This window comes from Lentilitoribacter sp. Alg239-R112, from assembly GCF_900537175.1.
Taxonomy (GTDB): domain Bacteria; phylum Pseudomonadota; class Alphaproteobacteria; order Rhizobiales; family Rhizobiaceae; genus Lentilitoribacter.
Window position 1 is genome coordinate 1,625,619 of record NZ_LS999833.1, and the last position, 12,794, is coordinate 1,638,412.

Sequence of the window (12,794 nt, forward strand, 5' to 3'; positions counted from 1 at the left end):
TATTAAACTTGTCATAGCGAGAACAAAAGAGTGTAACATAGAGCCATGATTTTAGTTCGGTTGTTTATTTTTTTTGGTGGTTTGCTCGCTCTTGGGCTAATAGCACTTCTCGTCGGCCCGTATTTTATCGATTGGTCAGATTATCGATCAGACTTTCAAAAACAAGCAAGCCGCATATTAGGGCAAAAAGTCATTGTTAATGGTGATGCTGAGCTCCGGATACTCCCTTTCCCGTCCCTCACATTTAATGACTTAACTGTCGGAGAAAACGCCTCCGGTCAACCAATGATGACTGCCAAGCAATTCGAAGCCGATTTAGAAATTACTCCTTTTTTAAGTGGAGAAATTCTAATTTTCGACATGAAGATTGTTGAACCTGATTTGACAGTTACTCTGCTTGAAGATGGAACTCTTGATTGGGCTTTAAGGAGCGAAAAACAACTCGCGGGCAACACGCTGGTTCTAGAAAATATCATAGTATCAAACGGTAAGATCACCCTTGTTGATCTACAAAACCAACGTAGAAAACGTGTTTCCGGTATTAACGCGACACTTGCTGCACCAGAAATTTCCGGTCCGTGGAATATCAACGGTTCAGCTATACTTGAAGATCACACCTTCAACTACACATTAAACACGGGGATAGCCAATGAAGATGGTCATATTCGATTGCGATCCAAACTATCAATCGATGGCTTTCCATTGCAGTTAGAAAGTGAAGGCGATGCCAAAATCATTAACAATAAGCCTTCCTACCTTGGTAAATTTTCCGTAGCAAAACAATCAGATAAGAATGTTCTTAATACGAGTGCAGAATTCAGATCGTTACTTTCATTAAATATCAAAGGTGAATTCAAAGCCAATAGCGAGCGACTTGATATCCCCACTTACAGGCTAACATCAGGAAAAACATCCGATCCTTACATTGTCGAAGGTAAGGCGCTTATTGATACCGGCTCCAAGCCTGAATTTTCAATAACGGCGAAGGGACAACAAATAGATCTAACCCAACTTGCCGCTACAAAAAACCAAGAAAAACCACATACAGATATCACGTCCGGCTTTATTCGATTGAGCGAGATCGCCCAAGATATCCCTATCCCAGACATGCCTGGTCAAATAGATCTATCCCTTCCAGCCGTTGTCGCAGGGCAAACCACTATTCGCGAGGTTGAACTACGAGCAAGACCGATGGACAGAGGCTGGTATCTCGACCGATTTGAAGCGAAATTACCTGGCCGAACGAGCATCGAAGCAAGAGGTAGCCTTCAACTTAGCGAAAGCCCTAGTTTTGAAGGAAACATGCTGGTCGCTTCTCGCCAACCATCAGGATTTTCATCATGGCTAATCGGAAGTGTGGACCCTGTTATACGAAAAATGGGCACAGCAGGCTTTTCAGCAAATGTCCTGATCAATGAAAAAATTCAACGCTTGGAAAATCTGGAACTGATACTCGGCACCGCTATCATTAACGGCAAGGCAGAACGACAAAGTCTTCCTAAACGGAAACCATCACTGACAGTAAATTTGATTGGTGATGAAATTGACTTAGACAGAATAGCTGCCGTAGCAAGACTTATAAATTTGGATAAAACAATTGATGAAAGCGGTGGTCTTCTTAACCATGACGTAGCGGTTCAAGTTGATGCAAAAGTCATGAAATATACCCACCTTTCCGCTAAAGAGGTTGCAGCGATAGCAACTTGGAGGTCGGGAAGTTTAAACCTTGATAAAATTACGTTCGGCAATTTTGCAGGCGCTAAGGGTAGATTGTTTGGCTCGCTTGAGAACCTGTTTGAAAAACCTACCGGGAGTATCGATTTCAATTTTTCTGCCAATAGTGCAAACGATATCTTCTCACTCGCAGGAAGCATATCAAATAGACATCCAGTTGTTGAACGGTTGCGAAGAAATCAATCATATTTTTCCAACATGGACTTAACCGGAAATCTTACAATCGCAGACGATCAAATTCCGGAATTCATACTAAATGGCAAGATCAACGAAAGTGAAATAACTCTCATAGCCAAAGGAGCAGAAAATTTCGGTGCGATATTGGCCAGTCCATCCACCGCATCCTTTGCAGCAAATGTTACCGCAAGCAATCCACAAAGCGCAAAACTATTATCGCAACTAGGTTTTGAAGTTCTACCGTTTGATTTTGAAGAAAGTGCGGAAATTAATCTTGAAATATCTCAACTTAATTCTACTAACACTGATGTAGCAGCAAAACTAACATCCGGCTCTACAAGAGTCGCCCTTGAAGGAACTTTACTATCTGACGAGAACGAGGATATTTCTCTTGCTACTGGTGAATTCGCACTCGAAGTAAACTCTGACGACATTGAACCACTCCTACTCTCTTTAGGCCAAAACCCTCCTGCGATTGGCACCGGACAACCGCTAAAATTTAGTGCAGATATGCAAACCTCTGGTGAGGTCATTGGACTTAAAAACATTCAAGGTAACGCAGACGGAAACGAATTTAGTGGTGAATTGGTATTCGATAGCAGCAAACGAAATTTGCGCGTAAACGGTCATCTTAATGTAGACCAACTAGAGCTAGAATGGTTCTATGAACTAGCGCTCGGCGTTCGCATTCAAACCTTGTCTGATGAGACCTGGAATTCAACATCTTTTCTTCCACCATATGAGTTTACACCTCATGCAGAATTGAAATTATCTGCAAACAAATTGCTCATACCTAACACTGAAACAGTAGAAAATTTCTCGTCTAAGATAGCCATCGGACCGGGTGATATAGCCATATCGGATATATCCGGCCAATGGTTTAGTGGAGAGTTTCTTGGAGACCTGTCCATCTCAAACCCAGACGGGAAAGCATTTGCAAGTTTAAAAGGCACCCTCACCGGTGCTGATCTCAATCATTTCACCTGGATCAATAACGAACAACCGGTGTTTGAAGGCGAGATAGATATTTTAGGCCATATAGAGGGCGCCGGCACAAGCTTATCAACCATCACGGAATCGTTAAATGGAGGAGGGCTTTACAAGATCAGCAATATTAAAATCTCAAATTTCAACCCTGATATTTTAGATGGATTGCTGACCAATGTGGACAAACAAGGCCTTGAGATTACACCCGAAACAATAGCTGATCTGAGTCGTCAGCTCGTATCGGAGAGCGATTACAACATTGAGAGCCTATCCCTGCCCTTTACAATTACTGGTGGACAACAACGGCTTTCAAGCTTCAAAGTTGACGATGCTTTATTTAGTCTCACAGGCGAAGCCAAATTTAACATTCCAACCAGAAAAATGGATGTAAAAGTAGATGTACTTCACGACCCCCAACTTGAAATACAGACAGGCGCAACCTCTGAACTAACCTACATATTTGACGGTCCCATTGAAGCCCCTTCGCGTTCGGTGGATGCCAATGCGATGAGTAACTTTCTATCTATTCGCGCCTATGAGCGAGAACGCAGGCGCGTCGAATTGCTTCAAGCCAGCATCTTGGAAAAACAAAGTCTGCGACGCGAAATTTCACTTGTGAAAGACCAACAGTTCAAACGCGAAGAACAGGCACGTTTAAAAGCAGAGGAAGAAGCTCGTATCTTAGCCGAGCAAGAAGCTTTGAGATTGGCAAAAGAGAAAGCCGAACAAGAAGCAGAGGAAAAACGTTTGAAGGCCTTGGAGCAAGCACGCATTGCCGAGGAGGAAAAGAAGGCAAAACGTTTAGCCGAAGCACAAAAACGTGCCGAGGAGGAAGAAAAGGCCGCTGAACTTAAGGCACAGTTAGCTGCAGAAGAGGCTGAAAGGCTGGCGAAAGAGCAAGAACAAAAAGCTGCTGCCGCAAAAGAAGAGAAGGCTAAGATAAAGACCGAAAACTGGGAAAATTCTGTCGAACGAATTTTAAGAGGTGATCAAGACTCGGCCACGATTGATGGCATTATTGTCTTACCTTTAAATGCGCCAACCAGTGAGTAATTTCAAATAGACTCAATCTTCAATTTTCTTTTTATCGATATCTGAAATTGCTTTCTGATTTAATCGGTCGGTCAACTTCTTTTCGCTTTTTGTGCGGCCAAAGCTAATTCTATTCTGCTCAGCGACCTTGTCTTTGTCCGAGCGCTTCTTTTGTTTTCGAACTAATCTGAGATTAACAACATTATCTGCCATTAGAGTGCTCAATATCTAAGTTTTTTTGCGAAAAGCATCCAACGACACGACATCTGCGCTGGCATCACCTTGCTCTTTTTCATCATCATCATCGGAAGTTTTATCTTCAATAACAACGGGCTTTGTTTCAAGCGTCTGAACATCAGCATCTGCTTGATCTTCACTTGCCTGCTCTTCTTCAGTTATCAAGTTATCAAATTCTAGCTCAAAATTAACCGAAGGATCATAAAACCCTCTAATAGCACTGAATGGCACAACCAACTTTTCCGGTTGATCAGAAAACGAAAGCCCGATTTCGAATAATGTGTCCGTAACTTTCAACTCCCAAAATTGATGTTGAACAACGATAGTCATCTGATCCGGATAACGTTCTTGCAAAGCGCTTGAAATTCGAACACCAGGAGCTGTCGTAAGAAAGGTTATGAAAAAATGATGCTCCCCGGGCAATTGCCCGGCAGCAGCAGTCTCGATCAGCACTTTTTTTATAACGCCTCTAAGCGCTTCTTGTGCCAAGATGTCATAACGAATTTGATCTTGCGACATATTTATCCCCAAACTTGCGCCAACTTATCTCAACGCCACCTAAAATATTTAAAGCGCTATAGAAATAAACCGAGTCGATTTCAACTAAATATACCGCAATATTACGTTAAACCAAACAATTACCAAAATTTTGAAGAAAAAGTGAAGGCTTCTGTTGCCAGGTGCCTTCGAACCCCGCCTAGTCGTGCGAACAACTAGGACTTAATGTGAAACTATCGAACCGCAATTAAGCAGCTAGACGTGCTTCCGCATAGTTGTTATCATTTGCAACTACAAGTTTAGTCCGATAACGGTGGTACAATGCCGAGTAAAAGTACAATCTTTACGCCCTCGTCGATCCTATTTCGCCCCCATCATAATTAGATCTATCTTGATCAGAAGGATCAAATTATGGTGGAGGCGCCGGGTACCGCCCCCGGGTCCGAATGGTTTATTACACTGCCAATTTATTACCATAGCTACACAAGGTAGCCTCCTATATATAGTGCCTTATGAAGTTCATGAAAAGGGTCATCAGATTAAAATTCAGAAATCAGGGAGAATTCATCGCAATTTTAATGGTTTTTGCTTGCAAAATTGTCATAAAACATGTGTTTATTAGCAGATAGAACAGCAAATAACTTGCGATTATGGGGAATAGGTGAGGAAATTTTATGAGTGATTATCTAGCAGACGTACAAAAATATGATTCCGGTGCGGACGAAGCCGTTGTAAAGAAGATCGTAAGTCATCTTGGCATTGCGCTTCGCAACAAAGATTCATCAATGGTAGCGTGCTCAGACACAAGTGAACTTGATCGCGTTGTTGAAAAATGGTGTGGCAAAAAACTAGGTGTCACAGGTGATAAAGCTGAGGACGCTGTTTCAAAAACTTGCGAAACAATGAGCGATGATCGTTCAAAATCTCGCGTCACATTTTACTACCTTGTTGCCAAAGAACTTGGCAAACTAGGTGAGTTAGCAAGCTAATTCGTCCAATTTTGTAACTACAGCAAACCCTGCCCCAGTGCGGGGTTTTTTGTTGGAAACCAACCATCCTACTTGTTTCAAACATCAATTACCTTAGCTTAACAACAATGATTCTATCCTGATAGGAAGACAATGCAGCAATATCTCGATCTGTTAAAGCATGTAATGAAAAATGGGCATGACAAGGGTGACCGCACAGGAACTGGTACGCGTTCGGTATTCGGCCATCAAATGCGATTTGACCTTTCAGAAACGTTTCCTGTTCTAACGACAAAGAAACTGCATTTGCGCTCAATAATTCATGAACTTTTATGGTTTTTGCAAGGCGATACGAACATAAAGTACCTTAAAGACAACGGCGTACGTATTTGGGATGAGTGGGCCGATGAAAACGGCGATCTTGGGCCTGTCTATGGTGCACAATGGCGATCTTGGCCCACTCCAAATGGAGAAAGTATCGACCAGATAACAAAACTTATTGATAGCATCAAAAATAATCCAAACTCACGCCGACATATCGTATCCGCATGGAATCCAGCTTTGGTCGATGAGATGGCGCTACCACCCTGCCATTGCTTGTTCCAGTTCTATATTGCTGATGGCAAACTGTCTTGCCAGCTCTACCAACGATCCGCGGACATATTCTTGGGTGTCCCGTTTAACATCGCCTCTTACGCATTACTGACACTTATGCTTGCGCAAGTCACAGGCCTCAAACCAGGTGAATTTGTCCACACATTGGGAGATGCTCATATTTATCACAATCATTTCAAACAGACAGAGTTGCAATTAACGCGAACACCAACACAGTTGCCAACGATGTGGATTAATCCAGACATCACCGACCTTTTTGATTTCAAATTCGAAGACTTCAAATTGGAGAACTACGACGCTGAACCGAATATAAAAGCACCGATTGCTGTTTAGTAAGACATATCAACTGCCGGATCATCTTTATGAATAATATGACGATATCAATGATAGCAGCCGTCTCCAAAAACGGTATTATTGGCCGTGATGGTGATATGCCTTGGCGGCTCTCAACCGATCTCAAACGTTTTAAGAAGGTAACTATGGGTTGCCCTATTATTATCGGCCGGAAGACTTTTCAGTCCTTTGGTGGTCGCCCCCTCCCTGGAAGACAAAATATTGTTGTTTCTAGAAGCCCGTTTGAAGCGGAAGGCATTACCAATACGCACTCACTCGAAGATGCTATTGGGATTGCAAGTTCAACGGCTAAGAAAACCAATAAGAACGAAATCTTTATTGCCGGCGGCGGTCAAATATACGAGCTAGCTCTGGAGTACTCCAGTCGTTTATACATTACCCACATTGATGCCAAGATTGATGGCGATACGAAATTTCCAAAAATTGATTCGAATATCTGGAAAATATCTCATGAAGAGTATATTCCAACAGGTGAAAAAGATAATTACGCGACGCGATATGTGATCTATGATCGCTTAGAGACGTAAAAAGCTTTATAAAACGACAATAAATTGAAAACACACACTTTGACGCGTTGAAAGCAGAGGTCGCGATACCTATAAAAAGGGGTAATACGTAACTTTTGACCAACAGAAAGAGATCTGGATGCCTTGGAGCAATCAAAATGGTGGCGGCGGAGGCCCTTGGGGCGGCGGCGGAAATAATGGCGGCGATGGCGGAGGTCCATGGGGCAACGGTCCCAAACGTCCAAATGGCGGTGGCGGAAACCCACCAGACATAGAAGAGATGCTGCGCCAAACCCAAGATAAGTTTAACAAAGCAGTAGGCGGCGGCAGCTCGCCCTTTATCTTTATCTTAGCTTTCATAGCTCTTGCTATTTTTTGGGGAATGCAAGCAATTTACACAGTACAGCCAGATGAACGTGGTGTTGAACTTCGTTTTGGTAAACCCAAAGAAGAAGTCGCAATGCCCGGCTTGCATGTAATTTTGTGGCCTCTCGAGACTGTAGAAATTGCGAACATTTCAGAACGTGAAATCACGTCAGGCAGCAAGGGTCGCTCTGGATCGACAGAAGGTTTGATGCTTTCCGGTGATCAGAACATTGTAGATGTCGAATTTAAAATTCTATACAATGTGTCAGAACCAGCAGCTTATCTATTTAATGTTGCCCGTCCGGAAGATACGCTGCGTCAGATTTCTGAAAGCGCGATGCGTGAAATTGTAGGGCGTCGTCCCGCACAAGATATTTTCCGTGACAATCGTGATGCAATTGCGAACGAAGTTCAGGAAATTGTTCAAAATAGCATGGATAGTTTCAGTGCTGGTATCTCCATCAACACAGTTTCTATCGAGGATGCCGCTCCACCGCGTGAAGTGGCTGATGCGTTTGATGAAGTGCAAAGAGCTGAGCAGGACGAAGATCGTTTTGTTGAAGAAGCAAACCAATATGCAAACCAAAAGCTTGGTCAGGCACGAGGTCAGGCAGCCAAACTTCGCGAGGAAGCTGCAGGTTACAAAGACCGTGTCGTCAACGAAGCTAACGGTGAAGCTGCACGTTTCATTTCCATCTATGACGAATATAAAAAAGCGCCTGACGTAACCCGTCAGCGATTGTATCTTGAAACTATGGAAAGCGTTCTAGGGCGTTCAAATAAAGTTATCATCGAGCAAGGTGGTAATGCACAAGGTGTGGTCCCTTACCTTCCGCTTAATGAACTTAATTCAAAATCGAGAGGCAACTAATTATGGCTAATCGTATTCCTTTCCTTCTTGGTGTTCTGGCGGTTGTCGCTATTGCGGCATATTCATCCATATTTGTCGTCAATGAGCGAGAACAGGCAATTGTCATTCGCTTTGGTGAAATTCAACGCGTTGAAACGGATCCAGGTATTTATTTCAAAGTCCCACTTACATTCGCAGACTTCGATAGTGTTCAGTATGTTGAAGATAGAACTTTACGTTTTGATCTTGAGGATATTCGAGTTCAGGTATCCGGCGGTAAGTTCTACGAAGTTGATGCATTTGTTTTATACAAAATTTCAAATGCAAAAACCTTTAGACAAACAGTGTCTGGTGATGTGGTTGCCGTCGAATCCCGACTTAGAACACGTCTAAACTCTGCGCTTCGTACAGTTTATGGTCTTCGTGGATTTGAAGCTGCTCTTTCAGCGGAACGCGCATCTATGATGCGTGAAGTTCGTGATCAACTTCGCCCTGAAGCTGAAGCGCTTGGTGTGACTATTGATGATGTGCGCATTAGACGGACAGACCTTACGCAAGAAGTCTCACAGCAGACATATGAGCGTATGAAAGCTGAACGTCTTGCGGAGGCTGAAGCCATTCGTGCTCGTGGTATTGAAGCGGGTCAACGTCTAAGATCAATTGCTGATCGTCAAGTGGTTGAGTTTGTTTCCGCCGCTGGTAGAGATGCGGAGATTATCCGCGGTGAAGGTGATGCTGAGCGAAATGCAATTTTTGCGGATGCTTATAATCGTGACCGAGACTTTTTCGAATTCTATCGTTCAATGACAGCTTATGGTAAAGCTATCGATCCTGATGGTACGACAATGGTTTTGTCGCCAGATTCAGAATTCTTTAAATTCTTCAAAAACTCGCTTGGTGCGCCTAAAACGCCTCCAGCAAATTAAAAAAGGCCCACCGTCATGTCTGAATTTATTGTGGCGGTGGGTTTATTCTTCGTATTTGAGGGACTTATCTATGCCCTTGCCCCCGGATCTGTGAAAAAACTCGCACAAATGTTACCGGAAATCCCAAACCAACAATTGCGCAACTTCGGAGTTATTGCCATCATCTTAGGTGTTGGTATAGTTTGGCTTATTCGCGGATGATCTTCGCTTAAGCGGTTGCAAAAAGGATATGTAATGAAAGCTCGTGCTATAAATTTTCCCGATATGTCAATCGTTGCGAAAATGGCTACATTATCCTTATCATTGCTCTTCATGTTATTGACGATAAATTTGGTGCAAGCACAGTCGCCCCCAACAAATGGGCCGGCATCCGTTGCTGACCTTGCTGAAGGCTTAATGGGTGCGGTTGTCAACATCTCAACATCACAATCAGTCGAAACCCCTTCTCGCAACAAGCCTCCACGCAACAGTCCGGATGGGGCACCATTTCAAGAGTTTTTTGATGACTTTTTCCAAGATCGAGGTGAAGGCGGGTCTAACCCTTCGAGAAATGTTAGTTCCTTAGGTTCCGGTTTCGTAATAGATCCCGACGGGACGATTGTCACTAATAATCATGTCATTCAAGACGCTGATAATATTGAAGTTATTTTCGCAGATGGTCGCCGATTAAAAGCTGAGCTTCTAGGTGCAGATCCAAAAACAGACTTAGCTGTCTTGAAGGTAGAACCAGAAGAACCGCTTGTATCCGTGCCAATTGGCGATTCCACATCCATGCGCATTGGTGACTGGGTGATGGCTATTGGCAACCCGTTTGGTTTAGGCGGCTCCGTTTCTATTGGCATCGTTTCAGCCATTGGCCGCGATATCAATTCAGGCCCCTATGATAATTACATACAAACAGATGCAGCCATCAACAGAGGCAATTCAGGCGGGCCGCTTTTTAATATGAATGGCGAAGTTATCGGCATTAACACTGCAATCATCTCTCCATCTGGTGGATCAATTGGTATTGGTTTTTCTGTGCCTACCGAATTAGCCGAAAACGTAATCACACAACTTCGAGACTTTGGCGAAACGCGCCGCGGCTGGTTGGGCGTGCGTATACAGCCTGTAACAGAAGATATTGCTGAAAGCCTCGGGATGGACAAGGCAAAAGGAGCTCTCGTTGCAGGCGTAATTACAGATGGACCGGTAGACGGCATCATGCAAGCTGGCGATATAATTATAAAATTCGATAATAAAAATGTAGTTACCGTTCGTGACTTGCCACGTATTGTTGCAGAAAGCCCAGTGGGTAAGGAAGTTAATGTTGAAATTCTTCGCAAAGGCGAGATGCAGACTATAAAGGTAGAACTCGGACGCCTTGAAGATGGTGAGAAAAAACTTGCTGAAGCAAATGGGGTAGACGAACCTTTGGCGGAAGAAGACACGCGTCAGGTTCTTGAATTAATGGGCATGGAATTAACAGAGATTACGGAAGCACTTCGCGAGGAGTTCGGTATTTCTGAAGATGTAAACGGTGTGCTTATTAATGCCGTTGATGAAGGTTCTAAAGCCTACAACAAAGAAGTAGAGGCTGGCCAAGTGATCGTTGAGGTCGCACAGGAGGAGGTCAAGAAACCCGAAGATGTTCAGAAGGTCATAGATAAATTAAAGGCCGATGGTCGCCGAAATGCGTTCTTTATGATCGCAAATCAAACTGGTGAACTTCGATTTGTAACATTACGAATAGAGTAGCCCTTAGCGCGCGCTAAGCTTCAATGAAATCTGACTTACGATAACCTTGAAGGTACAGAAGCGCAGTTAGATCACCATGGTCAATGCGGATTTTAGCCTGCGCGGCAACACTTGGTTTGGCATGCAACGCCACGCCACTTCCCGCTATACCCAGCATACCCAAGTCATTAGCACCATCGCCCACAGCAATTGCATGCGCAGGCGTGATCTTTAACCGATCTGAAATCTCATTCAATGCGTCTACTTTTGCTTGCATCCCCAAGATTGGGTCGGCAACTTGACCAGTAAGAACACCGTTCTCTTCCAAAAGAACGTTAGCCCTATTTTCATCAAATCCAATGATATCCGCAATTTTCTGCGTAAACACGGTAAATCCACCAGATACTAACGCACAATATGCATCATTCTTTTTCATAGTGGCGATAAGTGTCTTACCGCCTGATTTAAGTGTTATTCGACCTGCAATAACGTCATCAACTACACTGATCGGGAGCCCTGACAACAGCCCTACCCGTTCGCGCAACGCAGCATCAAACTCAATCTCACCATTCATTGCCCGTGCGGTTATACCGGATACTTTTTCTTTGAGTCCAACTTCCGCCGCCAGCTCATCAATACATTCCTGATCGATCATGGTCGAATCCATATCTGCAATCAGTATTTTCTTTCGTCTCGTTTCAGCATCTTGAATAGCAAAATCAATTGGTTGATCAGCTATCGCAAGTTTTATGACTTTCGCACATTCATCTAAATCGGCACCATCCTTCAGCGCCATATCGCACGCTATGTCATCAGCCAGCCAGTATAGACCAGATACATCAAGCTGCTTGGCAATTGTTTCTGCCAACTGCGGAACAAGAATAGGGTTTGACGGCGGGGCTAGAAGCGTGGCAACGAAGGGCATGGAAAAGTCTCTCGAAATAAATAATCAAACTGCCATCCAAATAGCTGGCCCGACCGCAAGCGGCAAGTCTGCACTGGCCGTTAAGTTAGCCCAATTGCATAATGGTGAAGTTATCAACACTGATTCCATGCAAATATATAAGATTCTAGATGTCCTGACTGCGCGCCCATCTGTGAGCGAACTAAAAAGTGCACCACACCATCTCTATGGCCATGTAAATCCAGGAGATGAATATTCCACCGGCCATTGGATAAAGGACGTGCAGAAAATACAGACCGATATACAACGCCGGGGAAAGTTACCAATTTTTGTGGGCGGAACCGGCCTTTATTTCAAAGCCTTAAATGGCGGTCTATCAAACATTCCATCAATACCTACCGAGATCAGAGATAAATGGCGTGGCAAACTGGAAACAGACGGCATCGAAACACTTTATAGCGAACTGAAAAGGCTGGACCCTGAAAGCGCTCAGAATTTAAAGCCAGCAGATAAACAACGTATCACCCGCGCGTTGGAAGTGTATGATGCTACAGGAAAATCCATTAGACACTATTATCAAAATACGGGACCAACTCTCGTTGATACATCCACATCAAAGAAAATTATCTTGCTGCCCGACCGCCCGACCCTTCATGAACGTATAGAAAATCGATTTACGAAGATGTTCGCAAACGGAGCTCTACAAGAGGTGGAGCATTTGCTCACTCTGGGAATCGATACAAATCACACCAGCATGAAAGCAATTGGTGTAAGAGAATTATCAGCGTATATTAAAGGTCTAATGACTCAAGACGAAGCTATTGAGAGATCAATTATAGCGACACGCCAATATGCCAAGCGGCAATCCACATGGTTTCGGAATCAACTCGATAGTGACTGGTTGCGTATTACAAATATTTAACC

General features: G+C 43.7%; 12 protein-coding genes and 1 other RNA gene. 9 read left to right on the forward strand and 4 right to left on the reverse strand.

Going from position 1 to position 12,794, the window contains the following annotated elements; translation table 11 throughout:
* Positions 1–45 precede the first annotated feature (45 nt).
* Positions 46–3,951, forward strand: a complete 3,906-nt coding sequence (locus G3W54_RS08225) for an AsmA-like C-terminal region-containing protein (protein WP_162652597.1) — start codon at positions 46–48, stop codon at positions 3,949–3,951.
* 12 nt (positions 3,952–3,963) lie between these two features.
* Here G3W54_RS08225 and G3W54_RS08230 read toward each other — a convergent pair whose 3' ends face one another.
* The 3 genes from G3W54_RS08230 to ssrA form a co-directional block, all read right to left on the reverse strand.
* Positions 3,964–4,143, reverse strand: coding sequence for a DUF4169 family protein (locus G3W54_RS08230; protein ID WP_162652598.1), 180 nt, complete (start codon positions 4,141–4,143; stop codon positions 3,964–3,966).
* Positions 4,144–4,158: 15 nt separating this feature from the next.
* Complete coding sequence (locus G3W54_RS08235; protein ID WP_162652599.1) at positions 4,159–4,686, reverse strand: SspB family protein; 528 nt, start codon at positions 4,684–4,686, stop codon at positions 4,159–4,161.
* 140 nt (positions 4,687–4,826) lie between these two features.
* Positions 4,827–5,197, reverse strand: a transfer-messenger RNA (tmRNA) gene (gene ssrA, locus G3W54_RS08240).
* 142 nt (positions 5,198–5,339) lie between these two features.
* Between ssrA and G3W54_RS08245 the strand changes: the two genes are divergently transcribed.
* The 7 genes from G3W54_RS08245 to G3W54_RS08275 all read left to right on the forward strand — a co-directional run bounded on the left by G3W54_RS08245 (position 5,340) and on the right by G3W54_RS08275 (position 10,987).
* Positions 5,340–5,654 carry a DUF2853 family protein gene (locus G3W54_RS08245; protein ID WP_162652600.1) on the forward strand — a complete coding sequence of 105 codons (315 nt, stop codon included), beginning with the start codon at positions 5,340–5,342 and terminating at the stop codon, positions 5,652–5,654.
* Positions 5,655–5,786: 132 nt separating this feature from the next.
* A complete protein-coding gene (locus G3W54_RS08250) occupies positions 5,787–6,581 on the forward strand; it encodes a thymidylate synthase (RefSeq protein WP_162652601.1) in 795 nt (264 codons plus the stop codon).
* A gap of 29 nt (positions 6,582–6,610) precedes the next feature.
* A complete protein-coding gene (locus tag G3W54_RS08255) occupies positions 6,611–7,129 on the forward strand; it encodes a dihydrofolate reductase (protein WP_162652602.1) in 519 nt (172 codons plus the stop codon).
* A gap of 118 nt (positions 7,130–7,247) precedes the next feature.
* On the forward strand, positions 7,248–8,345 hold the full coding sequence (gene hflK, locus G3W54_RS08260; protein WP_162652603.1) for an FtsH protease activity modulator HflK: 1,098 nt from the start codon (positions 7,248–7,250) through the stop codon (positions 8,343–8,345).
* Positions 8,346–8,347: 2 nt separating this feature from the next.
* Positions 8,348–9,250: a protease modulator HflC gene (locus G3W54_RS08265; RefSeq protein WP_162652604.1), complete on the forward strand. Its 903-nt coding sequence runs from the start codon at positions 8,348–8,350 to the stop codon at positions 9,248–9,250.
* Between the two features lie 15 nt (positions 9,251–9,265).
* Positions 9,266–9,451 carry a DUF2065 domain-containing protein gene (locus G3W54_RS08270; RefSeq protein ID WP_162652605.1) on the forward strand — a complete coding sequence of 62 codons (186 nt, stop codon included), beginning with the start codon at positions 9,266–9,268 and terminating at the stop codon, positions 9,449–9,451.
* Positions 9,452–9,562: 111 nt separating this feature from the next.
* Positions 9,563–10,987 (forward strand): Do family serine endopeptidase, encoded by a 1,425-nt coding sequence (locus tag G3W54_RS08275; RefSeq protein WP_244627915.1) that lies wholly within the window; start codon positions 9,563–9,565, stop codon positions 10,985–10,987.
* A 13-nt stretch (positions 10,988–11,000) separates the two neighbouring features.
* On the opposite strand, the gene serB is transcribed toward G3W54_RS08275, so the two are convergent.
* Positions 11,001–11,891 carry a phosphoserine phosphatase SerB gene (gene serB, locus G3W54_RS08280; protein ID WP_162652606.1) on the reverse strand — a complete coding sequence of 297 codons (891 nt, stop codon included), beginning with the start codon at positions 11,889–11,891 and terminating at the stop codon, positions 11,001–11,003.
* On the opposite strand from serB, the gene miaA reads away from it, so the two are divergent.
* The gene (miaA, locus tag G3W54_RS08285; RefSeq protein ID WP_162652607.1) at positions 11,890–12,792 is read left to right on the forward strand and encodes a tRNA (adenosine(37)-N6)-dimethylallyltransferase MiaA; all 903 of its coding nucleotides are present in this window, start codon (positions 11,890–11,892) and stop codon (positions 12,790–12,792) included. The genes serB and miaA overlap by 2 nt on opposite strands.
* Positions 12,793–12,794 lie beyond the last annotated feature (2 nt).